Annotated in this window: 19 protein-coding genes and 1 tRNA gene; 7 read left to right on the top strand and 13 right to left on the bottom strand. The window is 64.2% G+C overall.

Annotated elements, in window-relative coordinates:
• Nucleotides 1–5 precede the first annotated feature (5 nt).
• Entirely contained in the window at nt 6–1,031 is a 1,026-nt protein-coding gene (locus F7D09_RS08290; RefSeq protein ID WP_152234921.1) for a Gfo/Idh/MocA family protein, read from the top strand.
• An 80-nt stretch (nt 1,032–1,111) separates the two neighbouring features.
• Here the strand turns inward: F7D09_RS08290 and F7D09_RS08285 are convergent, their stop codons facing one another.
• On the bottom strand, nt 1,112–2,416 hold the full coding sequence (locus F7D09_RS08285; RefSeq protein ID WP_152234920.1) for an SAM-dependent methyltransferase: 1,305 nt from the start codon (nt 2,414–2,416) through the stop codon (nt 1,112–1,114).
• Between the two features lie 326 nt (nt 2,417–2,742).
• Between F7D09_RS08285 and F7D09_RS08280 the strand changes: the two genes are divergently transcribed.
• Nucleotides 2,743–3,615, top strand: coding sequence for a D-hexose-6-phosphate mutarotase (locus tag F7D09_RS08280; protein WP_152234919.1), 873 nt, complete (start codon nt 2,743–2,745; stop codon nt 3,613–3,615).
• 173 nt (nt 3,616–3,788) lie between these two features.
• Here F7D09_RS08280 and F7D09_RS08275 read toward each other — a convergent pair whose 3' ends face one another.
• The 6 genes from F7D09_RS08275 to F7D09_RS08250 form a co-directional block, all read right to left on the bottom strand.
• The gene (locus F7D09_RS08275) at nt 3,789–4,814 is read right to left on the bottom strand and encodes a serine hydrolase (RefSeq protein WP_226836138.1); all 1,026 of its coding nucleotides are present in this window, start codon (nt 4,812–4,814) and stop codon (nt 3,789–3,791) included.
• A 465-nt stretch (nt 4,815–5,279) separates the two neighbouring features.
• On the bottom strand, nt 5,280–6,464 hold the full coding sequence (locus F7D09_RS08270; RefSeq protein WP_152234918.1) for a toxic anion resistance protein: 1,185 nt from the start codon (nt 6,462–6,464) through the stop codon (nt 5,280–5,282).
• Nucleotide 6,465: 1 nt separating this feature from the next.
• The gene (locus F7D09_RS08265; RefSeq protein ID WP_152234917.1) at nt 6,466–7,554 is read right to left on the bottom strand and encodes a substrate-binding domain-containing protein; all 1,089 of its coding nucleotides are present in this window, start codon (nt 7,552–7,554) and stop codon (nt 6,466–6,468) included.
• Nucleotides 7,551–8,390 carry a 5-bromo-4-chloroindolyl phosphate hydrolysis family protein gene (locus F7D09_RS08260; protein ID WP_226836136.1) on the bottom strand — a complete coding sequence of 280 codons (840 nt, stop codon included), beginning with the start codon at nt 8,388–8,390 and terminating at the stop codon, nt 7,551–7,553. Before F7D09_RS08260 ends, F7D09_RS08265 begins: the two co-directional genes overlap by 4 nt.
• Nucleotides 8,390–10,123, bottom strand: coding sequence for a substrate-binding and vWA domain-containing protein (locus F7D09_RS08255; RefSeq protein WP_226836134.1), 1,734 nt, complete (start codon nt 10,121–10,123; stop codon nt 8,390–8,392). Before F7D09_RS08255 ends, F7D09_RS08260 begins: the two co-directional genes overlap by 1 nt.
• Nucleotides 10,124–10,691: 568 nt before the next feature.
• A complete protein-coding gene (locus F7D09_RS08250) occupies nt 10,692–12,701 on the bottom strand; it encodes a DEAD/DEAH box helicase (protein ID WP_152234936.1) in 2,010 nt (669 codons plus the stop codon).
• A gap of 339 nt (nt 12,702–13,040) precedes the next feature.
• Between F7D09_RS08250 and F7D09_RS08245 the strand changes: the two genes are divergently transcribed.
• Complete coding sequence (locus tag F7D09_RS08245) at nt 13,041–13,985, top strand: DMT family transporter (protein ID WP_376863168.1); 945 nt, start codon at nt 13,041–13,043, stop codon at nt 13,983–13,985.
• 185 nt (nt 13,986–14,170) lie between these two features.
• Here the strand turns inward: F7D09_RS08245 and F7D09_RS08240 are convergent, their stop codons facing one another.
• The 5 genes from F7D09_RS08240 to F7D09_RS08225 form a co-directional block, all read right to left on the bottom strand.
• On the bottom strand, nt 14,171–14,842 hold the full coding sequence (locus F7D09_RS08240; protein WP_152234916.1) for a hypothetical protein: 672 nt from the start codon (nt 14,840–14,842) through the stop codon (nt 14,171–14,173).
• Between the two features lie 207 nt (nt 14,843–15,049).
• Complete coding sequence (locus tag F7D09_RS08235; protein WP_152234915.1) at nt 15,050–15,799, bottom strand: ABC transporter ATP-binding protein; 750 nt, start codon at nt 15,797–15,799, stop codon at nt 15,050–15,052.
• A 31-nt stretch (nt 15,800–15,830) separates the two neighbouring features.
• Nucleotides 15,831–17,606 (bottom strand): FtsX-like permease family protein, encoded by a 1,776-nt coding sequence (locus F7D09_RS08230; RefSeq protein WP_152234914.1) that lies wholly within the window; start codon nt 17,604–17,606, stop codon nt 15,831–15,833.
• A gap of 311 nt (nt 17,607–17,917) precedes the next feature.
• Nucleotides 17,918–18,076, bottom strand: coding sequence for a hypothetical protein (locus F7D09_RS11200; protein WP_193312397.1), 159 nt, complete (start codon nt 18,074–18,076; stop codon nt 17,918–17,920).
• 175 nt (nt 18,077–18,251) lie between these two features.
• The gene (locus F7D09_RS08225; protein ID WP_152234913.1) at nt 18,252–19,472 is read right to left on the bottom strand and encodes a DUF2974 domain-containing protein; all 1,221 of its coding nucleotides are present in this window, start codon (nt 19,470–19,472) and stop codon (nt 18,252–18,254) included.
• Nucleotides 19,473–19,563: 91 nt separating this feature from the next.
• Between F7D09_RS08225 and F7D09_RS08220 the strand changes: the two genes are divergently transcribed.
• Nucleotides 19,564–20,412, top strand: a complete 849-nt coding sequence (locus F7D09_RS08220; RefSeq protein ID WP_152234934.1) for an alpha/beta hydrolase — start codon at nt 19,564–19,566, stop codon at nt 20,410–20,412.
• Nucleotides 20,413–20,673: 261 nt separating this feature from the next.
• On the opposite strand, the gene F7D09_RS08215 is transcribed toward F7D09_RS08220, so the two are convergent.
• Nucleotides 20,674–20,747 (bottom strand) — tRNA-Asp (locus tag F7D09_RS08215).
• A gap of 279 nt (nt 20,748–21,026) precedes the next feature.
• Here F7D09_RS08215 and F7D09_RS11635 point away from each other — a divergent pair.
• From F7D09_RS11635 to F7D09_RS08205, 3 genes are all read left to right on the top strand, one after another.
• Nucleotides 21,027–21,158, top strand: coding sequence for a hypothetical protein (locus F7D09_RS11635; RefSeq protein ID WP_264371987.1), 132 nt, complete (start codon nt 21,027–21,029; stop codon nt 21,156–21,158).
• Between the two features lie 163 nt (nt 21,159–21,321).
• Nucleotides 21,322–22,680, top strand: coding sequence for a glycosyltransferase family 4 protein (locus F7D09_RS08210; RefSeq protein WP_152234912.1), 1,359 nt, complete (start codon nt 21,322–21,324; stop codon nt 22,678–22,680).
• Nucleotides 22,681–22,851: 171 nt separating this feature from the next.
• Nucleotides 22,852–25,206, top strand: a complete 2,355-nt coding sequence (locus F7D09_RS08205) for a glycoside hydrolase domain-containing protein (RefSeq protein ID WP_152234911.1) — start codon at nt 22,852–22,854, stop codon at nt 25,204–25,206.
• The last annotated feature ends 78 nt before the right edge of the window (nt 25,207–25,284 follow it).

Genomic DNA, 25,284 nt, shown 5'->3' with positions numbered 1-25,284 from the left:
TCATCATGATCAATGTCGGTTTCATCGGATGCGGCGCCATGGGCCGCGACCACGTCCGTCGCATCACCGAACGCTGCAGCGGCGCCCAGGTCGTCGGCGTCTATGACACCGTCACCGCCAACGCGCAGCAGGCCATCGACGACAACCGGCTCGACGCGGCCATCTACGATTCGGCGGACGCGCTCATCGACGACCCGAACGTCGACGCAATCGTCATCGCCAGCCGCAACGACGTGCACCTCGACCCGCTGCTGCACACCATCGCCGTCGGCAAGCCCACGTTCACGGAGAAGCCGATGACCATCAACGGCGCCGACAGCTGGAAGGTCGTCGAGGCGGAGGTCGCCCGCGGCCGCAGGACCATCCAGGTGGGGTTCAACTGGCGGTTCGACCCGGGCTACGACGCGATGAAGCGGTTCACCGCGTCCGGCGAGATCGGCGCGCTGCTCATGTCCGGCATGCGCCACTACAACGCGCAGGCGGCGACCAGCTACTACGGCACCGACAACGTGATCAACGACACGCTGATCCACAACTTCGACATGCTGCACTACCTGTTCGGCGGCGACGTGACGGCGATCGAGATGAAGTTCGCCCGCATGAACTCGCTCAACCCGAACGGCGAGTCGCTGCGTGAGCCGCAGCTGGCGATCGTGGAGTTCTCGGACGGCGCGCTGGCGACGGCCGAGGCGAACGTCAACTGCCAGTACGGTTACGACATCCAATGCCGTCTGGTGGGCGAGTCCGGCATCATCTCGCTGCCGGACGTTGCGACGCCCGAGGTGCGCAAGGCCGGGCAGATCAGCCACGCCATCTCGTCGGCATGGTTCGACCGGTTCATCGAAGCGTACGACCGCGAGTTCGACCGGTTCTTCGCGAACATCGAGGCCGACCGCCAGCCGGGAGGCCAGGAGGCGACCGCGTGGGACGGCTATGTGGCGAACGTGATCGCCGACGCCGCCCTGGAGAGCCTGCACCACGGCGGGCGGATTCCGGTGACGCTCAACGAGCAGCCGGCGCTGTACCGCTGACGTTGACGTCACGTTTGATATGAGTCGGGGGTCGACCGCAGTACGGCCGGCCCCCGACTTCGTTGTATCAGCTTCTGGAATCAGGCCATCCACCACGGACGCAGCGGATACCAGTCGCCGAGCGGACGGCCGTCCTTGTCGGGTTTGACGGCGAGGAACTGGTGGAGCTGGATGCCGTTGAGCTCGAAGTTGAGCGCGCACGCGGCCAGATACAGGCCGTACACCTTGGCCCGTTCGAAGCCGACCTGACGGACCGCGTCCTCCCAATGCTCCTTGAGGTTGTGGTTCCAGTGATGCAGGGTCAGCGCGTAATGCTGACGCAGGTTCTCCTGGTTGACCACCTCGAAGCCGGCGTCGTGCAGGGCGCTTTCGATGAAACCGGGCGAGGCGAGGTCGCCGTCGGGGAAGATGTAGCGGTCGAGGAACTCGTCGGTTCCCGGACGGTTGCCCGGCTTGTCCTTCGCGATGGTGATCTGATGGTTGAGCAGTCGTCCGCATGGCTTGAGCAAACGGAACATCTCGTCGAAGTAGTGACGGTAGTTCTTCGCGCCCACATGCTCCATCATGCCGACGGACGTGATGCCGTCGAAGTCGCGCTCCGGCACGTCGCGGTAGTCCATCACGCGCAGTTCGGCAAGGTCCTCGAGCCCTTCGCGGCGAATCCAGTCCTGCCCGTATTCGACCTGCTCGTGCGACAGCGACACGCCTATCGCGCGGATGCCGCGCTTGGCGGCGGCGATGACGAGCGACCCCCACCCGCATCCGATGTCGAGCAGACGCTGGCCGGGCTTCAGGTCGAGCTTGTCGAGGATCAGGTCGATCTTGTTGCGCTGCGCGTCGTCGAGGCTCATGTCCGGCGTGTCGAACACGGCGCACGTGTAGGTCATGGTCGGGCCGATGAAGTCGGCGTAGAACCGGTTCGACAGGTCGTAGTGAAAGCTGACCGTCTCGGAGTCGGCCTTCTCGGTGTGCGGGATCAGACCGGACTTGATGCGCTCGAGCCGTGACGGCCCCTCGGACTGCGGCACTTCAGGCTTGTGATAGCCGTGGCTGACGACCGCGGCGGCGATGCGGGCCGCGTCGATGGCCGACGGCCGGTGCAGGTAGGGCTTGAGCGCCATCATCTGCCGCATCTGCGGATACGGGTCCGCATAGTCGATGCCGGCGAAGTCGAGATAGCCGAGGATGTAGGAGCGTACGAGCCCGATCTCGTTCGGATTGGCCGCCAGCTGGTATACGGCCTTCGGACTGGTGACCCTGATCTGCAGCGGCGCGGCCTTGGGGCCGAACACCGACCCGTCGAACGCCTCCACACGCACCGGAGCGTCGGCGTCAAGCACCGCCGACACCATCTCGCTGATCAACATGGATTTTCCGTTGCCCATGCCCCGCCTCTTTCCCATAGATTTGCAGACAACGCGTCACGCCGGCGAAGGTGACCGCTCACACAACCATCACGGGAGCTCCGTCACCGGTCACACCGGTCTGCAACGATTCTAATGCATCGACCGACCATTACCGCTCACATCGAGGCACCATACGAAAAACCGATGGCGAGACCTCTCCCCTCCCCTTCCATCCCCCACCATCACGCCCCTCACGTCACAGCGGATGTCCGCACGCTGCGACATGGGAGCAGGATGCCGGCAAAGGGGAAGGGCAAGGGCGAAAAAGCAAGAGCTGACAAGCCGCGGTCCTATACTTGAATCTCATGAGCGAACTCCATATCATCCGCAACATCAGCAACGACGATGGCGCCGCGCAGGTCAGCGACTACGGCGCCCACCTGCTCACCTGGACCCCCACGGCAGGCCGGCAGGTCATCTGGCAGCCGAAGGCCGTCTATCTGGGCGAAGGCAAGGCCATCCGCGGCGGCGTCCCCGTCGTGTTCCCCTGGTTCGCCAAGGGCTGGGAGAACGGCGAGATGACGGCGAAGACCCCGAAGCACGGCTTCGCCCGTACGAGCGACTGGCATGTCGACGCGGAATACACCGATGACAGCCGCATCCGCTACACACTGACCGACGCCGACGCGAACCCCGAATGGCTCGCCGAGCTGCACTGCGGCGCTGCTCCGCGGTTCCACGCGACGTACGACATCGAGGTCGGCTCCGAACTCGCCATGACGCTGACCGTCACGAACGACGGCGACGAGCCACTGCGCTACGAGGCGGCGCTGCACACGTACTTCAGCACGAGCGACATCACCGCGGCGTCCATCCACGGCCTTGAGCACGCCGACTATCTTGACGCCACGCTGCCCGGCTTCCCGCCGCGCGTGCAGGGCGACGAGCCGATCACGTTCGACGGCGCCACCGTGGACCGCATCTACTATGCGACCGATCCGATCATGCTGGAGGATCCGGCGTGGAACCGCGCCATCGTCATCACCGCCGAAGGCACCAAGCAGACCGTCACCTGGAATCCCGGCGTCGCCGCGGACACCGAAATCGGCGACATGCAGCCCGGTGAATGGCGTGATTTCGTGGCCATCGAGGCCGCCTCCTGCCGCGAGCACGCCATCGTGCTGCAGCCCGGCGAATCGCACGCCATCACGCAGCGCGTGCAGGTCGTCGGCCGGTAAGGGCTCCCAGCACCGTCACTCTGCTCGCCCTTGCACGGTGACGCACCCGTGAGACCCCTTGGAAACACTGGGGTTTCGCTCCTGCGTCACTGTGCAAGGGCGAGCAGAGTGACGCAGGGTAACCCCGGCGTTGATTGGCGTGGCAACGACCGACTACGACCTGCAACGACCGGCTACGACACGAGCCGGTACAGGGCCGCGGAAGCCTTCGCGATCGCGGCCCACGACGACCCGGACGTCATGATCGCGAAGGCGTAGCTGCCGTCCGGCGTGGTCACGATGCCGGCGTCGTGCAGGTACTCGTCACGGAACCCCACCTTGTCGGCGACGGTGCAGTCGCCGCCGCACACCGACGCCACGCCGGCGGGGATGCCGGAACGGTAGACCTGCCGTTTCATCAGGTCGATCACCATCGCCCGGTCCGCCGACGTGCCGATGGTCCCCTGATGCAGTTTCGTAAGGATCAACGCAAGGTCGGAGGCGGTGGTGCGCACGTCAAGATAGTGCAGCGTGGTGCCTGTGGCGCCCAGCGAGCGCGCCTGCGCGGTGACCGTCGCATAGCCGCGCTCGTTGTCGCGCATGAGCCACGCCTTCGGGCAGTCGTTGTCCGAGTCGACGATCATCGTGGTCAGGCATGCCTTGAGGCTCATGCCGTTGAGCGGCGAATCCCATGTCATCTCGCCGGATTCGACGGCGGTCATCATCGAATAGGCGACGAACAGCTTGTACGTGCTCGCCGAAGAGTACACGCGGTCGGCGTCGATGCGCACGATGTCGCCGCCGTCGGACAGGTCCACGACGGCAACCGCATAGTCGGCGTCGCCGAATATCGGATCCAGCGCGGCCTGCGCATCCGCACTCAGGTCGCGCGCGGCCGTCAGCGACGGTGCCGGCACGGCGGAGCGTCTCAGGCCTCCCTGGGACGCCACCGACGTGGAACCGGTGTCGCCGATGTCGCGTTCGCCGCCATCGCCGCCGCCTGACGCAAGCGGCAGGACCACCAGCGACACGAGCGCGAGCGCCGCCAGCGCCACGCACAGCCGACGCCGCAGATACACGAGTGCAGGCGGTGCCATGCGCGAGGCAATGCGGTCGATGTCGGCCGGTTGGCCGCCGACAGCCTGGCCGGACTGCGACCGGACGACCGTCGGCCGATCGGTCTTCGCGTTGCCGCCTCCCGCGGAACCGTCCAGCCACATGCCGACCGCACGCACGCAACGCCGCACAGTGCCACATCTCGCAGTGCCACATCTCACAGTGCCACGCCGTACAGTGCCGCGCGCAACACTGCGTACGCTGTCGCGGACGCGACCACGGATTTCGCCGCAAGCCGTCAGGACGGCGGCGAAGACGACGACGCACGCGGCGGCGCAACGGGACGCCGCCCGCCGAAGCGTGCGCATGAGCCCCGAACACCGTTTGGACATCGTGCGCACCTCCCCGAGTCTTCATCCGCCCCGCCGGCCGGATCACACCGGCCGATCCATGACGATCCGCCCATATCCGACGGGTCCTACCGGCCAGTGTAGGCGGATGCGCGCACGAAACGGCCGGACGGCTCACGGGGTGGGCGCGGCCGGCCGTTGGAACGAAGACCGCGAGCGCGGACGGCAAGAGACGGCACAGGGCGGCACAGAGGCGACGCAGAGGCTGCAGAGACGGTTTCAGCGCATCTGCTGGGCGTTGTCGAGCAGCGCGTTCTTCAGGTCGGTCTCGATCTGCCGCATCTTCACCTCGGCGGCCGCACGGTTGGCCTTGCCTTCCTTCTGGATCTGCACGGTCTCGCGCAGCGTGGAGATCAGCTCGTTGTTGACGCGTTCGATGGTCTCGATGTCGACCACGCCGCGCTGGTTCGCCTTTTCGGCGTCCACCGCGCCCTGATGCAGGATGCGCGCGTTCTGCTGGAGCATCTTGTTGGTCACGTCGTCGGCCTGCTTCTGCAGGTCGAGCGCCTTACGCTGGTTCTCCAGGCCGAGCGCGATCACCATCTGCGACTTCCACACGGGGATGGTGGTGGAGATGGTCGTGTCAATCTTGTCGACGATGGTCTGGTCGGCGTTTTGGATGATCTTGATCTGCGGTGCGGTCTGCAGCGAGACGACGGAGACGCGGTCCAGATCGTCGAGACGCTTGTCGAACCGGTCGAGCTTCGACTTGAAGTCGGTGAGCACCTGCGCCTGCATGGCGTCGCCGGAACGCTGCGCCTCCTCCTCGAGCTTGGGCAGCTGCGTGGTGCGGAAGTCGTGCATGGCGCTCTTGCCGGCGAGCACGTACATCTTCAGCTGCTTGTACTGCTGGGCGTTCTGCTGGTACATGGTGTCGTACAGGGCGATGTCGGCGACGAGCCTGGTCTGCTGGGCCTCCAGCTTGGCGACGATCTCGTCGATCTGCGAGGAGACTTTCTGATAGCGACGGCGCATCTTGTCGACGCCGCCGAGCAGGTTGCCGAGGATCGGCACCTTGCGGATGGAGCCGAGTTCGGCGTCGTCCACGGTGGTGAGCAGGTTCTGCAGCAGCTCGCCCGCCTGACCGGTGTCCTTGGATTGGATCTTGGCGAGGATGTCGTCGGCGAACGAGGCGGTGTAGCGTTGCGCGTCCTTGCCGTACGACGATTCGATGCCGCTCTTGGTCAGGTCGATCGACTCGGCGAGCTGCCGGATGCGCGCGCGGTCCGCTTCGGGCAGGTTGGCCAGCTGCGTCTCCAGCGTGTTCTCGGGGGTGAGCTGCGCGTTCTGCGGGGCGAGCACCGAGCCGGCGCCCTCGCTGAGTGAGCCGAGCGTGAGGTCGCTGGTCGCGGTCGCTGTCTTGCTTGCCTGCGTCAGGTCCGCAAGGGAGATCTCCTGTACCATGTCATTGTCCTTTCGATAGAATGTCGATGAGCTGCTGCATTGCGTCGTTGTTCGGCAGTTCGGAAGCCGCCGAGATCTGCTCCAGCGTTCCCGGGACCTTGAACCGGCTGATGCTGGAGGTGCCGCGAAAGTCGGCGGAGCGGAACCCGTGGCGTTCCCAGGCGAGCTTCTGCACGTCGCTGCTTTTCAGCAGCTTGAGCAGGATCTCGCCGTCCGCGTCCGTGGGGATGAACACGTGCGTCGACCAGACGGTGGGCGTCGGGTAGACGATGACCACATCGTCCTTGACCTGATTCCATGCGTCGGGGTCGTTGACGGCGAGGTCGAGGATCTGGCTTTCGTAGCCGACCATGATCGGCTTGGAGCCGACGCCGAGGTTCAGGAACTGGTTGAACGAGTCCTCCGAGCTGGTCTCCATCCACCCCGACTTCGAGAAGATGGCCGAGATCTTGGCCGAGTCGCGACTCAGCGAGGTGGTGGTGGCCGGCTGGCCGCCGTTCAGCACGGTGGCTACGAGCGCGGCGTATTCGTTGCCGGAGTTCGATTTGACCGGATCGGTGGAGTCGATGCGGAACTGGCCGTAGCCGGACATCCAGCCGACGTCAGCCCAGGTCTTGTTGTTCACCATCGCGTCCACGGCTTTGGCCATGTCCATGCGGTACACGCCGCCGTCATGGCTCATGATGCCGGATTTGACGAGGGCTTCTGCGACCGGCTTGTGCGTGTACAGCACGATCGGCGAGTTGAAGACGATGTCGCCTTTGGACGTGTCCACGCCTTTCGCCTTGCCGTATTCTACGGCCGCGCGCGACGAGGGGAACAGGTAGTCCAGGCCCTTGCGGTCGGCGTCCATCATGGCCAGCGACCCGGCCTTGCGGTAGTTCACGTCGAGGCCCTGCGCCTCGGCCAGCTTCTTGAACCGTGCGTCGTCGAACAGGCCGATCTTCTCGCCGCCGAGATAGCCGTTCACCTCGTTGAGCTGCGTGGGCTTGGGTTGCGCGCCCCGCCAGACGAGGATGCCGCCGATGAGCAGGAACACGACGAGCAGCGACACCAGTCCGATGATCTTCGATTTCGTGATGCGCATCATACCGCCTTTCCTGTTGGCCGGGTCTCTGTTGGCCGGGTCTCCGTTGGATCAGTCTCCCCGGCCGATATTGTGGACGCTGTTACCGCGGACGCCGCCACGGGCGCCGCTGTCGCGGACGTCGTCGGCTCGGGTGCCGACGTCGCGGGCAGAGCTGCCGCGGACGCCGCGCTATCGGACGCCGCGCTATCGGACGCCGCCACCGCGGGCGGCTCATCCTGCAGCCGCAGGCTCTCGTCGTACCCGTCCATGCGGGCGAGCCGCACGATGGCGTCCGAGTCGGCGGTCAGCGACAGGGTCTTCGCCTCGACCGCATGCCGCAGCTCGCCGGCCGCCGTGGTCTCCAACGCCTGCAACGCCTCGATGGTCTCGGTGCGCGCCCGGCCGAGCTGGGAGAGCACACCGGCACGTTCCACGTCAAGGTAGCCTTGCAGCAGACTGGCCGTCTGGTCGCCGTACACGTTGATGAAATGGCTGAGCGTCGGGTATGCCTTCGGCTCGCCGGTCACGTAGCGGATCAGCGCGTTGGTGGCGGCCACCACGTCGTTGGCCTCGGAGCGCACCCGCATGTCGTGGATGCGGTTCATGAGCCCGGTGATGCGCTCCACGCACGCGTTCGCCTGGTCGATGACCGCCAACGCCTTGTCGCCGTCCGGCACCAGGTCCACGGCGATGTTGCCGATCCGCCGCTGCCGTTCCGTGAGCGCGGATACGCCCACATAGCCGAGCGCCGCCGCGGCCGCGCCGACCACGAGCCCCGCCACGCCGCCCTTGAGCAGCACGAACGCGAGCGCCCCGAGCGCGAAACCGGCGATGAATCCCGCGATGATGGAGAGCATCAGTTGTATCCCTTCACCTGGCGGAACACGTCGGCCAGATCGCCCTTGCGCCCGTCGAACACCTTCGCGTTCGACAGTTCGGCGAGGTCGTTGAGCTGGGTGGGGTCGGCTTCGGCGAACATGATGGAGAACACGGGCGGCTGGAACGTGTTCTGCTGGTAGATGTTGGTGAACTTGGTCTTGTCCTGCGTGCTGGACTGGCCGTCGGTCATGAGCACGATCGCGGTGGTGTACAGCGAGGGGTCGCTCGGCATGTTGTACAGCGCCTGGACGAGGCCGTCGTAGATGTTGGTGCCGCCGCTGGGGTCGAGCGTCCGCGCCTGGTCGATGAGCGACGCGGTGTCCGTGCCCTGTGCCTTGATCGCGTCCATGGCGTTGGAGTTGAACGGGATGAGGATGTTCACGTCATTGCTTCCCGGTTCGATCATGGATTGCGCGGCCTTGCGCGGGTCGAGGGCGGCTTTGAGGCCGCCGACCACGCCGTCCTTGCCTTCGCCGTACATGGATCCCGAGTAGTCGACGACCCAGACGGTCCAGCTGGGCTTGCGCAGGTTGCGCTGGTAGACGTCGAGCGCCTTGGTGATGACGGTGGCGGAGGGCATGGCGATGGCTTTGAGCGAGTCGGAGCCGGTGGTGATGCCCCATTCGGCGCGGAAGGATTCCTTGACCTTGGCGTCCGTGGCGTAGGCGAGCGCGCCGCCGAGTCCGGTGCGGCGGCCTGCCTGCTCGAACAGCCGCTTGGACGCCTTGGAGCTGAGCGCCTTCTGGAATTTGGCGAAGGCGTCGTCGAGCTTCTGGCCGCGGTCCACGTAGCCGAGCGGCGAGTCGCTTACGGCGATGCCGTCCGACGGGTATACGGCGAGCAGCGGGTCCTTGCCGGCGGCGGTGAGCTCCTTGTCGGCGGCGATGACCAGCGACTCGTAGTTGACCATCGAGTCGAACCTGCCGGAGTCCTTGACGACCATGTCCTTGAGCCAGTCCGACGAGCCGGACGAGCGGTTGACGCCGGAGAGCAGCGTCTTCATGTTCTGCTGGAGGGCAGAGTCGTCGAGGTCGGCGGCGGTGAGCGCCTCGTTCTTGCCGCTGAGCGCGGTGAGGAACGCGAGGTATGCGGACGCGCCGGAGTTCGACTGGGTGGCGCTGGTCATCGAGAAGGTGAGGTCGCCGGATTGCACGGCTTTGATGAGGTCGGCCGTGGAGACCGGCTTGGTTTTGCCGGACGCGTCCGCCCAGCCGAGTTTGACGGCCTTCTGCTTGGCGATGCCGAACACGATGGGCGTGGTCGAGGTGCTCTGCTCATCCTTGACGATGTGCTGCGTGTCGCCCATGGAGATCCACATGGAGCTGGCCGGCCAGACGGCGTCGTATTGGTCGCCGCCGCGTTTGAGCGACTGCATGATGTCGAGCGAGCCCATGTAGTCGAGCTGCACGGTGACGCCGGATTCGTCGGCCGCCTGCTGGATCGCGGCCGCGACCTCGCGGTTCTCGGAGCCGGAGGCGATTTTCAGCGTGTCAGAGGATCCGCCGTTCTTCGGCGTGAAGGTCTGGGATTTGGAGGGGTCGGTGGTCGTCGTGCCGTCGTCGCCGCCGTTGCCCCCCGAGGAGCAGCCGGCCAGCAGCATCACCGCCGCGGTGAGTGCGGCCGTCGCCGCCATGAGCCGGGTGCGCAGAGTACGTTGCGGGGCGTTCCGCGACGCTCCCGACAATGCCTGTTGTTGTGTCGAATGGGTCATCGCAACCCTTTCTTGTTCATCGTTGTAGTCCGCTCATTATCTAGCGACAAAACGACAATAAACCGTTGGAAAACCAAGGTTTAACAGGGGGTTACGATGGGCTGAACGACAGGTAAACCACGCTGTTTTTCGCATCGTTGGCGCGATTGTTTCTGCATTCCTGCGATGCAGCCAGCCGGCAGGCTGGCCGGCCCGCTCCCCTTGGCCCCCTCGGCAACGGCAATCACCGCAACGGCCACGAATTCGCGATCATGTTTGTCACAGCGGGTAGCTACCCGCTGTGACAAACCGGCAGGACGCTGTCGTTTGCAGGCGATTGGCCCGCAGGGCCCCTCGGCGAAGGGCCGAGCCGTATAGCAAACAGCAGAGCTGTTTGTAGGCGAGGTGCGAGCGACAGCGAGCCAGCATTGAGTCTGCCGAAGGCAGTCCGTAATTGCAGGACGCTGGCAGCGTCAGCTGACTGACCGGCCCGCCCCCCTGCCCCCTCGGTGGAGGGGGCAGGCACGGCCGCAGGCCGCGACTGGGGGAGCGTCACCCGCGCAGCGAACCGGACCGCTCGAAGTCTCGATCAGCGGCCACGGCGGAACGGCGCCGCGGACCGCTTGCCATGGCCCTTGCGGAAGCCGGCTGCCTTACGCGACGGCTGGGCGGCGCGCACGTTGCGATGCGACGAACGTCGACCGTCGCCGGCGCCGCCACGACGTTTGCCTTCGGACTCGTAGCCTGAACTGTTGCGATCATCGCGGCGCGATCCGCCACGGAACTCATCGCGTCCACCGCGCAAATCGTCGTGCCTGCGGCCGCCGCGCCCGCCGAAACGATCGTCGCGACGGTCGGCATTGCGCCCGTCGCGCTCGAAACGGTCGCGCTTCGTGGTATGACGGCGCTTGCCGTAGCCGCCGCGGGCCGCGCGGGCGACATCGTCCGAGATGAACGAGACCCGCTCCTCGCCGCGGTGGTCGAACCGGTACTGGGCGCTGTCACGCTCGTGCTCGGCGAGCGGCACGAGCGGCGTGTTCTGGTCGTCGTCGGCGTACACATCCGCGTACCGGCCGCGCTTCTTGCCGCCCTTCCTACGCTTCTCCTCGACGACGGCCGGCTGCGCCTCGGCACGGTTGTAGCGCGGATTGCCGCCGTCGAAACGGTCGTCGCGACGGTTCGAGCGGCCAGCGGAACGACGGCCGGACTTGCCGGACTTGGCCGCGCGGGCCGCCTTCGCCGCGGCACGGTCTGCCGCCGCCTTCTCCTTCAGCGCCTGCTCAAGCGACCAGCCTTCCACGGTCGGCACCGTCTCGCCGACCAGGTCCAGCAGCTGCGGCGAGGCGGGCGTGATCTCCACGGAACGCACCTTGAGGCCGGCGCGGCTCATCATGCGGCGGGTCTTGCGCGTCTGGTTCGGCAGCACGAGGGTGACCACGTCACCGGTCTCGCCGGCGCGCGCGGTACGGCCGGAACGGTGGAGGAACGACTTCTCGTCCTCCGGCGGCTCGGTCTGCACGACGAGCGCCACGTCATGCACGTCGATGCCGCGGGCCGCCACGTCGGTGGCGACGAGCACGCGCACCAGGCCGTTCTCGAACGCGGCGAGGTTGCGGTCGCGTTGCTTCTGGCTGAGGTTGCCCTGCAGGTCGACGGCGGGGATGCCCTGCTCCACGAGCTTCTTGGCCATCTTCTTGGCCTGGAACTTGGTGCGGGTGAACAGGATGCGCTTGGACTTGCCGCTGGCGAGCAGGCGGATCACCTCATGCTTGTTGCCCTGCGAGACCTCGAACACGTGATGGGTCATCGTGTCCACGTGCGCGTCCACCGCGTCGACCGCGTGGACGACCGCATCCGGCAGGAACCGGTTGACCAGCTCGTCGACGCCATGGTCGAGCGTTGCGGAGAACAGCATCTTCTGGCCCTTGGGGTCGACCTGCTCCATAAGACGGGTCACCGGCGGCAGGAAGCCCATGTCGGCCATCTCGTCGGCCTCGTCGAGCACGACGACCTCCACGGATTCGAGCGTGAGCAGCTTCTGGCGCAGCAGGTCCTCAAGGCGGCCCGGGCAGGCGACGACGATGTCGGCGCCGGCGCGCAGGCCCTTGACCTGACGGTTCTGGCTCACGCCGCCGTACACGGTGACCGTGGTCATGCCGTAGGCCTGCGCCAACGGGGCGATCACCTCGTCGATCTGGTTGACGAGCTCGCGCGTGGGCGCCAGGACCAGGCCGCGCGGGTGCGGCAGACCGGCGGACGCCTTGCCGTCCTTGCCGGACTTCTTGCGGCGGCGCTCCTCTTCGAAATCCTCCATCGCCACTTCGGTGACGCTGCGCTCGCTCAGTCGCGCGACCAGCGGAATCGCGAACGCCAGGGTCTTGCCGGAACCGGTCTGGCCACGGCCCAGCAGGTCACGGCCGGCCAGCGAATCGGCGAGCGTGTCCGCCTGAATGGGGAACGCGCGGGTCTTGTCGTCCTGCGCGAGCACGCGCACGAGCGGACCGGGCACGCCCAGCTCGGCGAAGGTCGGCGCTTCGGCGTCGCCCACGGCGAGCGCGGCGGCCGGCGTGTTCTCGGCACGGTCGCCCAGCGCGGCCATGGCGGTGCTTTCGTTCTGTTCGGTGATGTTCAACGTTTCTTCGGTAATCAACTTGTTCTATTCCAGTAATGCCGGATGCGACGCCATACGAGGCGCGCGAACGGCCGGCGCGGCGCGCCGGAGCCGCCGCGACAGGGCCGGCATGACAGCCTTTCAACAGCTTCCAACAGCGAAGCCGACCAATTTTCTTGTGCGTGTCCCTACATGCGGCTTCTTACGTAAGTGCCCGTACACCCTATCAGCACCCCTCGCCATGGATGACGTGCACACACCGGCGTGGCGACGGGCAGCGACGGCTACCATCGGTATCGGCTGGCATGCGGCCAGCCGACCGACGCGATGCAAGAGGAGTTCGAGGATTCGATGAGGAAACCGGCGTTGTCGCCCACGACGGGGCGCATCATGCTGCTGGCGTGCGCGATGCTGTGGGGCGGCAGCTATCCGACGGCCAAGGTGGCCATGGGCGCGGTCACGCCGCAATGGCTGATGGCCGTGCGCCTGCTCGGCGCGGCAGGCGTCATGCTCATCCTGTTCCATAAGCGGATCCTGCCGGCGCTCAGGCCGTCGATCATCATTCCGGCGATTTTCGTGGGACTCACGTACTGGGGCACGATGTTCTGCCAGATGACCGGATTGACGATGATCGAGCCGGGCCGCAGCGCGTTCCTGACGGCCGCGTATTGCGTGATCGTGCCGTTCACCTCGTGGCTGCTCATCAGGCAGCGGCCCACGTCGCGCAATCTGGTCGCGGCCGCGCTGTGCCTCACGGGCGTCGGCTTCGTGTCGCTGGCCGGCGGCGGCATGGGCGGATTGTCGGTAAGCCCCGGAGACCTGTTGACGTTGCTGTGCGCGTTCGTGTTCTCGTTCAACCTGGTGTTGCTGGGCAAGTGGAGCCGGGTGATCGACCCGGTGGCGTTGACGTTCACGATGTTCGTCGTGGCCGGCGTGTGCTTCGTCGGCGGCGCGATGGTCACGGAGCCGTCGCCGAGCGCCGCATGGCTCGAGCCTGCCGTGCTCTCCTGCCTCGCCTATCTGGTGCTCGGCGCGACGATGCTCGCACAGGTCATGCAGAACATCGGCCTCAAGGTCACGCCGCCCTCGCAGGCGTCGATCATCATGTGTCTGGAGACCGTGTTCAGCATGCTGTTCTCGGTGCTGTTCTACGGCGAGCGTGTGACGGTCACCGCCGGCATCGGCTTCGTGCTTATCTTTTTGGCGATCGTCGTCTCGCAGGTTCGTTTAAGCGGCCGCATGTTGGAGCGCATCGGCGGGCGCCGCGGCTGACGGCAGACGCGGCTCGGCTCGCCCATGGACTTCGGCCGGCTCAATATGCGGGTGGCGCTCCCCCAGTCAGCTACGCTGACAGCCCCTCCACCGAGGGGGCCAAGGCAGCATACGCGAAACATCAATATACGGAAGGAGACAGCCCTCCACCGAGGGGGCCAAGAAGCGGGTGCAGTCCGCGCGGCTCACGCCACAGCACGCAATACGTCACGCATCCGGTCGACGCCTTGGCTGAGACGGCTCATCCACGCCGCGTCCAACGGCATGTAACCGTCGTCGCCGCGATGATCGGAACGCTCAAGTCCGGCTACGTCACGGCCGTCGACCGCCACTACCCCGGTCATCGCCGTCGGCTCAAGTTCCTTCAACAGCGGACGGTGCAATAGGCCGCCCAACGCGTCGAGCCGGAACGTAAGGTCGCCGTCGACGACGATGCTCCCCTCCCCCACGCTCATCGTCGTGATGCCGAGCTCGCCGACGAGCGCGATCCGCAGCAGGTCGTCAAGCGTATCATCTGCCAGCCACAGCAGGTCGTCCCACAACGTCTCGTACCCGGGATCGTCCACCACCCAGTCGTGGCCGTCCCTGTATCGCGGGTACAGCTCGGCCGACCCGTCCGGTTGCAGGTCGGCTTCGATGTCGAAGACGTCGATCACCTCCATATGGTCGGCGTAGGGCGCCCGGTCGAGCAGGTCAAGTCCCCTGATGAGGATCCACCGGTCATACCAGGCGAACCGGGCCAGCCATGCGGCGAACCGTTCGAAGGCGCGGTCGCGCTCCCTGGCGTTTTCGGCGTCGTAATGTCGCGCGTCCATCCAATGCATGGATGTCGGTGTGTTCTGCCATCTGATCTTCATGAGACCACCGTACGGCCGCATGAAAAAACCGGTAGATATCTACCGGTTTTTGTGTCGCGGCGGCTGCCGGACGTTACGCGACACGCCGACGGCCGTTGCACGGTCGGACGATAGGAAATCCAAAAACGGCGGTTTCAAGCCGATTCGCCAAATCCAATCTCACAACCATGCAGCGGCCGTCGGCGTGTCGCAACTACGAGACGAGGATCACCGGTGGTGACGGACCAGCTTGGCCAGCTGGTACACCTCGTCGGAGGCGGCGGCCACTTCGGGGCTGTGCGTGACGATGATGACGCTCTTGCCCTCGTCGTGCGCCAGCGAGCGGAAGATCGCCATGATGTCGTCCTGCGTGGCGAGGTCCAGGTTGCCGGTCGGCTCGTCGGCGAGGATCACCGCAGGATCGTAGCTCAGCGCGCGGGCGATGGCGACACGCTGCTGTTCGCCGCCCGACAGGTGCAGGATACGCTCGTTGAGGTACTCGGGCTGCAGCCGCACCTTGGCGATGAGCTCGGCGGCGATCTCCTTCTTGGGACGGTCGAACTTCTTGCCGGAGGCGTCCATGGACAGGATGATGTTCTCGGCCACGGTGAGCGCCGGCAGCAGGTTGAAGCTCTGGAAGATCACGCCGATGTCGCGGCTGCGGTACCGGTAGCGGTCGGCTTTGGCGAGGTCGTTGCCCTGGTAGAGCACCTTGCCTTCGCTCGGCGTGGTGAGGCCGGAGAGCAGGGAGAGCAGCGTGGTCTTGCCCGCGCCGGACGGTCCGGTGATGGAGACGACCCTGCCGGCGTGGAACTTGTAGTTCTTGTCGGCGAGGACCTTCTTGCCGCCTTTGGTGTACGAGTAGGACACGTGGTCGAGCTCGAGCACGGGGGTGTCGGTCCGCGCGGTCGCGGCGGTGTCGGCTGCCGCGTCGGCGTTTGTTTCGTTGATGGTGTCGTTGATGGTCGCTGTGGTCATGGTTGTTGCGCTTTCGTTGAGGTCTGGCATGTCAGGAACGGTCGGCGAGGATCTGCAGCGGCTCGTAACGCATCACGAAGATGATGCCGACGAGCGCGGAGACCAGGGTCAGGCCCAGTCCGATGAGGATGAGCTGGCCGACGACCTTGAGGTTGACGGTGGCGTTGATGGTGCTCACATAGTCGACGGCCCGGTTGAAGCCGCCGCGCATGCCGCCCTGGTCGCCGCCGGGCGCGCTCGGCGCGGAGTTGCCGGACGTCGAGCTGTTGGACGTCGAGCTGTTGGACGATGAGGAGTCGGACGACGAGGAGTCGGACGACGAGCCGGACGAATCGGACGACCCGGAGTTCGCTCCCGGAGCCCCACCCATGTCGGCGCCGCGGCCGAACTGCTCCTGCTGGCTGGCGGCCTGCGTCTCCTGCGAGGAGACCTGCGCGGCGAGCAGCTGGTTGGAGACGGGCACGGAGGCCGCCGCGCCGCCGGCCACGCCGAGCGCGATGCCGCACATGGTCACGATGAGCAGCTCGATGGCGAACTGGGCGGCGACCTTGGCCTTCTTGACGCCGATGGCGGTGAGCACGCCCACCTCGTACTTGCGTTCGCGGATGTTGAACAGGTTGAGCACGATCAGCACGACCGCGCCCACGGCGAGCACGACGATGAGCAGGGTCAGCGCGAACTTGGCGAGGTTGTCGAGCGGCACGAGGCTGGACTCGTAGTTCTCCACGTCGGCGGACTGCACGGTGTACGTGTCGGCGAGCCCGGCCTTCTTCACGTCGGAGGCGAACGTCTCGTAGTCGTCGGCGTTGTCGAACACGTAGGTGTAGGTCAGCTGCGTGGTCGTGTTGTCGTCATCGTCGTTCGCCGTGGTCGTGGAGTCGAGACCGAGCGACTTGAGCGTGGAGACGGAGGTGTAGATCGCGTTGTCGGCGTCCTGCGAGGTGCCGCCCATCGGGCCCATGGCGTTGGTGTTGCTGGACGTGGTGTTCTCGTAGATGCCGCAGATGGTGAGCGTGTAGGTCTTGGACGTGTCGCTCGGGTTGGTGACGGTGATGGTGTCTCCCACCTCGAGGTCGTTGAAGTCGGCGAGCGCTTTGGAGATGATGACCTTGCCGTTGTCGTCGGAACCGTAGCCGAACACTTCGCCGGAGGTCATGGTGAAGGTGCCGTTCTGCGCTTTGGCGACGGCGGTGTCGGACGAGAAGCCGGTGAGGGTGAAGTCGCCGGAGGTCATCATCATGCCGCCGCGGTCGCCGCCGCCCTGACCGTCGCCGCCGGGGCCGCCCTGACCGGGCTGGCCGGAGCTGTTGGAGTCGCCGGACGAGCTGGACGAGTCGGACGAACTGGACGAACTGGAGTTGGCCGAGTTCGATGATGTGGATTCGACCGGCTGGAACGAGTCGGTTCCGGAGACGCCGGTGCTTTCGGAGTAGTAGCTGCTCACCGGCACGCTGGACGCCTTCTCGTATTTCTGGTAGTCGGCGAGGCTCAGCGTTGCGGATTCCATGGCGGCGCGCATGGCGCTGAAGTCCGGCGCGCTGTCTGACGACGAGCTGGATGAGTCGGACGACGAGCTCGACGAGCTGGAGCTTTCGCGCGCCTGCTCCATGAGTTTGCTGCGGTCGGCGCTGATGGTGGCCGTCACCGTGGTGGATGCAAGTCCGGTCTCGCGCGCGTTGTCGGCAGCGTTGCGGATGGACAGGCCGATGGTGGCGGCCGCCGCGATGATGGCCACGATGATGACGATGAGTATGTTGCGGCCTTTGTTTCTGGTGACCGTCTTCCATGCGTTTTTCAGTACGAACATGACGCTCCTTGCGTTCGTTGTTCAGTCGGATGCTTGTTCCGGGCGGATGCGCGTCCTTGTGGGGTGCGCGATGCGCTCATAGCGGAATCTGACTGCAACTATGCAAGGGAAGTTTGGCACTGCACTGGAATGCCGCTCGAAGGAGCCGACGTAATCGGCGTATCTTCGCTGATACTTTTCTGAATGTATCCTGAATTGAATGGCCGCTCACCGGCATGACGATACGCTTCGACGACGGCCATCAATGTACGACGTCATACATGCGGTGCGGCCGCCAGCCGAACGATCGTCTTCGCTCAGGGTGCCCTCAATCAGGCGTCGGCGCGGCCGGCGACCGCGCATGCGGCCAACGCGCGGGGACGGGTCACGCGCACCTGACCGTAGATCAGCGCGCGGGTGAAATGACGTGCGCACAGCCCCTCGCTCTCGGCGGGGTTGTGGCATCCGGCGATATGGCATTGCGTGGACATGATGTTACCTGCTTCCTTGTAAGTCTTTCGGCCCTTCTCGCCATGCACCTCCTGGTGCATGACCTATCGCCCGAACGTAGCAAAGCGGCCCTACGTTATTGTCAAATAAAACGATTCACCGGCGAGTCGTTAACGATAACAACATAAAATAATATTTTTTACCCTTTCCTTACCTTTATATTTCGTCGACGTTCGGCCTTGCCGGAACCACCGCAGACGTCACCGTGGATGTCATGGTCGACGTCATGGTCGACGCCGCGGTGGAGGCCAATCCCTTGAGCACGGCGAGCGCGACCTCACGATCCTCGGCGTCGATGCCACGCGCGGCCGCCAGCATGGCCGGCAGTGACTGCCGCCAATGCGAGGTCAGCTCGCCGAACGTGGCGCACCCGGTCGCGCCGAGCACCGCGAACAGCTGCTCGATGAACCGCCTGCGATGGTCGTCGTCATAGGAGGCCATCCACCCGTTGATCGTGCGCGCCGCATACCGCGCGCCCGCGCTCAGGCCGTCCGCGCGCTCGAATTCGCCGTCCTTCACCTGCCAGTTGAGCGCGAAATGCTGCATGATGCCGATGCCGTCGCTGCGCACGACCGTATAGCCGTCCGCCACGTCCTCGCGGTCCTCGAACAGCATGCCGATGACGGACGCCTCCGGCACCGACTTGTGCACCCTGCCGGCGATGCGCCCGTAGCCGGCCCCGTCACGGAACTCACGGTCGAATCCAGGACCGTCATGCGAGTACACGCCGACGATGCGCCGCTGCACATCCGAAGGCGCTCCGGCTGCCGCATACACCGCCAGATTGCCGCCCTTGGAGTGCCCGCCGACGCGGATCGGACCAGACCACAGCCCGGCCACCCGCCGAAGATAGCGGACGGCGGCCTCCTGCGAGGGAACCGGACGTCGGAACGCCATCATGAAATCCTCCTGCCAGCCGACGATGGAACTGTCCGTGCCGCGGAACGCCACATACAGCGAGCCGTCGCCCACCTCGAACGCGCACGCCGAGAACTGCTTGGTCTCCTCCGGCTCGAATTCGCTCACATACCCGCCCACGCGCACGCCACGCCACCGCGGGTTCTCGCACATCGCGCGCAACAGGTCGACGTTCATCGCCGGCTCCCACACCCGGCCGAACATGGCGTCGTAGCATTCGGCTCGCAACAGGTCGCGCAGACCCACCATCGGCAGGAGCGATGCCGCGGAACCGTCGTCCGCGGAACCGCCCACAGGGGCGCCCGCACGACCACCCACCTGGCCATCCTCCAGCCGCGGCACATTGCCAGGCATGCGAGCATAGGCCAGCTGCGCAAGTATCAGACTGTCCATCTCATTGAACGGCCGTTCGGCGAAGGTGATGAAATCGTTGCGGGTTTCGTCGATGATAGTGCCCATACGGCCATATTGTAGTGGCCTCGAACGGCATACGGGAGTAGTGTTGATGCCGAAACGAACGACGGAACGGCGCACGTCACAGGAGGCGGCCATGCAGTACATCGAACGGGTCATCGCGGGCATTGACGGGTCGGAGGCGCGACTGACCGGGTACGTCATCGACAACAGCGACGAGATGGATCCGGACCGTACGCGACCTGCGCTGCTGATCCTGCCAGGCGGCGGATACGCGATGACCTCCGACCGCGAGAGCGAACCGGTGGCGCTGCGGTTCCTCGCGGCCGGCTTCCACGTGTTCATCCTGCGCTATTCGTGCGCGCCCAGCCGGTATCCGGTGGCGCTGCTGCAGGCGGCCGAAACGATGCGACTCATCCGGGACAATGCCGTCGAATGGCATGCGGACGCGCGCAAGGTGGCGGTGATCGGCTTCTCGGCGGGCGGTCATCTGGCCGGCAACCTGGCGACCTCATCCAGCGACGGCGAGCTGCGCGCCCATGGGTTTGAGCCTGCCGAGGTGCGGCCGGACGCGCTGCTGCTCGGCTATCCGGTGATCACCGCCGGCGAGTTCACGCATCGCAAGAGCATCAGCACGCTGCTCGGGCCGGAGAGTCGGCATGACGAGCGGCTGCTGGATCTGCTGTCCATTGAGCGGCATATCGACGCGGCCACGCCGCCGGTGTTCGCCTGGCATACGATGACCGATCCGACCGTTCCGGTGGAGAACACGCTGATGCTGATCCGCGCCTGCCGTGCCGCCGGGGTGAGCGTCGAGGCGCACCTGTTCCCGGAAGGCGGGCACGGATTGTCGCTGGGCACGGCGGAAACGGCGCGCGCGGGATCGCGGGGAGCGGCCGGCGAGTGCGATCCGGCGAATGTGGTGCCGTGCGTGCAGGTCTGGCCCGATCTCGCCGTCGACTGGATGCGTCGCACGCTGCGGTGATTGGTGATTGCGGGGTTCGGTGGGTGGTCGGGCTGACTGTTGGAGTGCCGGCGGCCGTTTTCCACCGCCGGCCGCCCGATGATGGTCGATAACGGACGCAAAACAGCCGATTTGCGTCCGTTATCGACCAGAACGGTATGACTTGCAGCGGCAAACGGCCGCCATCAGGCGCGGAACCGTCCGTTTGCCGCTACAAGCCGTCAAGTGGTCACGGAAAACAAACTGCGAATATCAGGAAAACAGGGGGAAGATATAAAAAAGCGACCCCGGCCGGACTTGAACCGGTGACCTCCGCCGTGACAGGGCGGCGCTCTAACCAACTGAGCTACGGGGCCGTGTGCTTGCTTGAAGCAACGAATGACAATATTACAGGAGAATCAGAAAAAGCCAACTTCGGCGTGTCGTGTCGCGTTCACGGCATGTTCACAACCCGTTAACCCCTTGCAATTCCAACGATTCCGCCGTTTTTCAGCCTGTCATAGATTACGCCGATGACGAACCCCTTGCATCGGCACCGGCATCCGTGTTTTCATGATAGACACCTTCGAATAGGGGGAACGAAGGAATCCAACACACTGACACATCCCCCAATCGCACAAAAAAGGAGGTATGCGATGACGTTCACCACACTTGATTTCGCGGAGACCTATCTGCTGAAGACGAAGGCGCCGGTCATGTCGGCATACTCCGTCGAAGACGACCTCGATGCGCAGGATGAACGAGGAGCAGCCGACCCTCTGGCATAAGGCATGAAGCCGATTACGCCCCACGCCCGCACCTCACGCATCCGGCACCGGCAGGCCTCCCCGAACGGCATGGCGTCATTCGGCTGAACAGATCGCGACGCCACGATGAACACCGTTCGCACAGGAAGGTACGTAGGCGCCTGCATATCTACACTGAGTTGCTATGACCGCCCATGTAATCGCAACTTCCACCCACGCCGACACCGCCCACATCGTCGCCGCTGAAACGCAACCGCACCAACGCACCGCGCCGCAGGATGACGCCGGACCGGCAGACACCGCAAACCGGCGTCCCCTTTCGGTCCTGATAGTCAGCGAATCCTCACTCGAACAGACCAACGGGGTGAGCGGCAGCGTCAGGCACATCCTGGCACGGTTCGCCGAACGCGGCTTCGACGCGCGGGTCATCGCCCCCGGCCCGGCGCCGCAAGGCGACATGGTCGACGGCTACCCGGTGAGCGCGGTGCCGACATGGCCGATCCAGCAGTTCAACGTGGCGATTCCGACGAAATCCTCGGTGATCAGGACCATCAAGGACGGACCAAAACCGGACATCATCCACGTGGCCGCGCCGATCTCGAAGCTCGGTCACGCTGCACTGATTGCAGGCAGACGGCTCGACGTCCCCACGGTGGCGATCTACCAGACCGATGTTGCGCAGTACGCCCGGCGTTTCGCCCGTGAGGCGATCGACAGCGCGGCCAACAGCGTGCTGCCGAAGAAGCACACCGGCTGGCTGCGCAAGATCGGCCGTGCCGCAGGCGACGGCGCCGAACAGATTGTAGGCGCACGCATCGCGAAGATGCACAACATGGCGACGCTCACCTTGGCGCCCACCGATCAGGCGAAAGCACGGCTCGAGTCGTTCGGCGTCGACGCGCGGCTCATTTACCAGTGGGGTCGCGGGGTCGACGTAAGCCTGTTCAACCCGTCCCGGGCCGCGAGCGCGGAGGCGGCCCGACTGCACCGGCAGTGGAGTCACAGCGGGACGCTTCCGGTTGTCGGCTATGTAGGCAGGCTCGCACCGGAAAAGCAGGTGGACCGGCTTGCCGCGCTGGCCGGATTGGGAATCCAATTGGTGATTGTCGGCGGCGGCCCGTGCGAGGAACAGCTTGAGGAGCTGCTGCCGGACGCCGTGTTCACCGGCATGCTGCACGGCGAGGATCTGGCGAACGCCTATGCCGCGCTCGACGTGTTCGTGCACACCGGTGCGGAGGAGACGTTCGGCCAGACCATTCAGGAGGCGATGGCGAGTGGCCTGCCGGTGGTCGCACCGGCCGCGGGCGGTCCGCTCGATCTGGTGGATGACGGCCGTACCGGATTATTGTTCGACCCTGCGGATGACCATGATCTGCGCGCCGCGGTGGAGCGACTGGCAGGCGACGCGAACCAGCGGCACGGCATGGGACAGGCCGGATTCGAAACGGTTCGCAGCCGCACGTGGCCGGCGCTGGTGGATCGTCTGGTGGACTACTACCGGCTCGCCTACGAACTGCACCTGGCCGGAACCGCGCCGGCATGAAGATTGCCGTGAAGCGCGGCTCATCTGGACATCTGTTGATAGGTAGCCGACCGTATCCAATCAGAGCTGTCAAATGACGTGACAATAACGGTTAACAATCCTCCCTCTCCTGGCAGTAGGAGTGAAGGCGGCAATTCCGCCGCCCTCACGAAACAATCCCAGGAGGACATCATGACAGATCGAATGGTACTGCAAACCCAGCAGTGGTTGAACAAGACTTACGGAAGCGATTCCCGATTCAAGAAGGTGGCAGAAGACGGCCTGACTGGCTGGGCGACCATCTACGCACTGACGCGGGCACTGCAAATCGAACTCGGCATCCAGTCAACAGCAGACAATTTCGGACCGTCCAGCCGGCGACTGTTTTCACAGCGCTATCCGAAAGGCGTCCAGCAACAGGCCGACAATGCCACAGCCACTTCTAACGTGTACGCCATCATTCAAGGCGCGCTCTGGTGCAAGGGATACTCCACCGGAGCCGGAAGTATCACGCAGCATTTCTACAGCGGCACCGGCAATGCAATCGAAGAGCTCAAGAGCGACATGGGCATCGATGGTGATTCCAGCGTTGATGTGGACATCATGGGCGCTCTGCTGTCGATGAAACAATTCGTGCTGCTATCCAACTACGGAGGTACCGCTTCCATTCGAATGGCACAACAGAGCATCAACCGCAAGTACCGCTCCTACACCGGCATCATTCCCACCGACGGCCTGTACGGTCGTGAGATGAACACTGCTCTGATTCAAGTGCTGCAGGCACTGGAAGGATTCTCTCCCAGCGAGGCGACTGGCAACTTCGGCACCGGTACCCGTGGACGGCTGAAGACCATCACCAAGGCTAACGCCGCAAACTTTCCAAATTGGGTGTGGCTTGCTAGCGTCGCCCTTGCCTGCAACGGAGCCGAAAACAATCCCGATACCGTATGGAATGACCAATTCGCCGCAATGGTGAAGGCATTCCAGCAGCGCTACGCGCTTATCGTCACCGGTGAAGTCGATTCGACCACATGGATGAGCCTGCTGACATCCAAAGGCGACCCGGATCGCTACTGCGTCGCATGCGACACCCGCTTCGAAATCACCAGTGACCGGCTTGCAACACTCAAGGCGAATGGATACGAAATCGTGGGACGCTACCTGACCGAGCCGAAACAGGAGACATTAACGCCCGACCAGTATTTTAAGGCAATCCGCCCCGGGGAGCTTGAACGCATCACCAAGGGCGGTATGAAATTCTTCCCCATCTATCAGGAGTACTCCAACAAATTGGAATACTTCACCGCCGCCACAGGAGCACAGCATGCCAAAAAGGCACGCGAGGCTGCGCAGCGTCTCGGCATCCCGCCCACGCACATCTACTTCGCAGTGGACTTCGACGCCACCGACAATCAGGTCACCAGCAACATTCTGCCATATTTCAGAGCTGTTCATTCCTCACTCAACGGAGGCTATGGCATTGGGATTTATGCATCGTGCAATATTTGCACGCGAATCATTAAAGCCGGTTATGCAAGCAGTGCATTCGTATCCGATATGTCCACTGGCTTTTCCGGTAATCTCGGTTTCCCGATTCCTGACGCTTGGGCATATGACCAGTTCACAGAAATCACAAACTATCAAAACCGAGGTTGGGATCTCGACCGCGTCGCCTATTCCGGACAGGTTGCTGCTTGCAACTCTCTTATTCCCTCACCTGCGGAACCATCTCCCGACCCCGACCCTGAGACGCCAAAGGATGATCCTCTGCTGAAATGGACCATCGACACTGAGGAAAAATGCAAGACCATGTTGCAACAATCTTCGGTCAGTTCCTATACAGGATTTATTGGTGAATTTATTCTAGAGTGGCTCCGTAAGCCGGAGTACTGGGGCAACGGGTATGCTGGACTATGGACACTGTATACGCCGGAAGCCAGTAGCCCGTCAGATCTTGAAACGGCAAGACAGTACTGTGCCATCACATGCGGAAAACAACCATCCATCAAAGGGACCCTGCCTCGACGGGATATCGCCCATATGGCAGCTACTGCCTTAGGATACCTTTCTTGGGGAGTGGAAGACGACATAAAGAAATACGGTCTCGGAGATCTAGGTGGATGGCCTCTGGATTTGTTGCAAATCTGGGGGTCTTACGTACGAGAAAACCCCGGGAATCTGTCGACATGGTTGAATTCCCATCTGGGAAGTCTCCAAAACGGTAAGGGGTTTGGATACGCAGATATCCTTGCAGATGCCGATGCTTGGCTTATTGCCCGATATATGTCCCTTCATCCAGGCAGCGAATCCCTTTCAAACGCGATGAATGATGTGTTTAAGCAGAGCGAAACCCACCGCATCATCCGTTTTTATGATGAACGATTCGGCAGTAGCGCTGACAACGTAGTGACAATCTTTAAGACTGTCGCAAACGGTATCGATGCATGGGGGATAGAGAATGTGCCGTTTTCCGAGAAAATGCTAAAGGCAGCGGCCAATGGTAGTGCCCGATTTCTTGCGCACTTTGGTTCTCGCCCGTCCCTGTGACGATGATCAGTTCGCTTCGTGTACGTTCTCACCGAGTCGGGACATGTCGAGGTAGCGGCGCGTCGACCACTCGCTGGA

This window comes from Bifidobacterium leontopitheci, from assembly GCF_009193355.1.
Lineage (GTDB): Bacteria > Actinomycetota > Actinomycetes > Actinomycetales > Bifidobacteriaceae > Bifidobacterium > Bifidobacterium leontopitheci.
This window is presented reverse-complemented; position numbering and strand designations above follow the sequence as displayed.

Bases quoted from the DNA above. Each gene is read 5' to 3' on its own strand.
- F7D09_RS08290 (WP_152234921.1), top strand. From the start codon at position 6: ATGATCAATGTCGGTTTCATCGGATGCGGCGCCATGGGCCGCGACCAC.
- F7D09_RS08285 (WP_152234920.1), bottom strand. From the start codon at position 2,416: ATGGGCAACGGAAAATCCATGTTGATCAGCGAGATGGTGTCGGCGGTG.
- F7D09_RS08280 (WP_152234919.1), top strand. From the start codon at position 2,743: ATGAGCGAACTCCATATCATCCGCAACATCAGCAACGACGATGGCGCC.
- F7D09_RS08275 (WP_226836138.1), bottom strand. From the start codon at position 4,814: ATGTGGCTGGACGGTTCCGCGGGAGGCGGCAACGCGAAGACCGATCGG.
- F7D09_RS08270 (WP_152234918.1), bottom strand. From the start codon at position 6,464: ATGGTACAGGAGATCTCCCTTGCGGACCTGACGCAGGCAAGCAAGACA.
- F7D09_RS08265 (WP_152234917.1), bottom strand. From the start codon at position 7,554: ATGATGCGCATCACGAAATCGAAGATCATCGGACTGGTGTCGCTGCTC.
- F7D09_RS08260 (WP_226836136.1), bottom strand. From the start codon at position 8,390: ATGCTCTCCATCATCGCGGGATTCATCGCCGGTTTCGCGCTCGGGGCG.
- F7D09_RS08255 (WP_226836134.1), bottom strand. From the start codon at position 10,123: ATGACCCATTCGACACAACAACAGGCATTGTCGGGAGCGTCGCGGAAC.
- F7D09_RS08250 (WP_152234936.1), bottom strand. From the start codon at position 12,701: ATGGCCGCGCTGGGCGACCGTGCCGAGAACACGCCGGCCGCCGCGCTC.
- F7D09_RS08245 (WP_376863168.1), top strand. From the start codon at position 13,041: ATGCAAGAGGAGTTCGAGGATTCGATGAGGAAACCGGCGTTGTCGCCC.
- F7D09_RS08240 (WP_152234916.1), bottom strand. From the start codon at position 14,842: ATGAAGATCAGATGGCAGAACACACCGACATCCATGCATTGGATGGAC.
- F7D09_RS08235 (WP_152234915.1), bottom strand. From the start codon at position 15,799: ATGACCACAGCGACCATCAACGACACCATCAACGAAACAAACGCCGAC.
- F7D09_RS08230 (WP_152234914.1), bottom strand. From the start codon at position 17,606: ATGTTCGTACTGAAAAACGCATGGAAGACGGTCACCAGAAACAAAGGC.
- F7D09_RS11200 (WP_193312397.1), bottom strand. From the start codon at position 18,076: ATGTCCACGCAATGCCATATCGCCGGATGCCACAACCCCGCCGAGAGC.
- F7D09_RS08225 (WP_152234913.1), bottom strand. From the start codon at position 19,472: ATGGGCACTATCATCGACGAAACCCGCAACGATTTCATCACCTTCGCC.
- F7D09_RS08220 (WP_152234934.1), top strand. From the start codon at position 19,564: ATGCAGTACATCGAACGGGTCATCGCGGGCATTGACGGGTCGGAGGCG.
- F7D09_RS11635 (WP_264371987.1), top strand. From the start codon at position 21,027: ATGACGTTCACCACACTTGATTTCGCGGAGACCTATCTGCTGAAGACG.
- F7D09_RS08210 (WP_152234912.1), top strand. From the start codon at position 21,322: ATGACCGCCCATGTAATCGCAACTTCCACCCACGCCGACACCGCCCAC.
- F7D09_RS08205 (WP_152234911.1), top strand. From the start codon at position 22,852: ATGACAGATCGAATGGTACTGCAAACCCAGCAGTGGTTGAACAAGACT.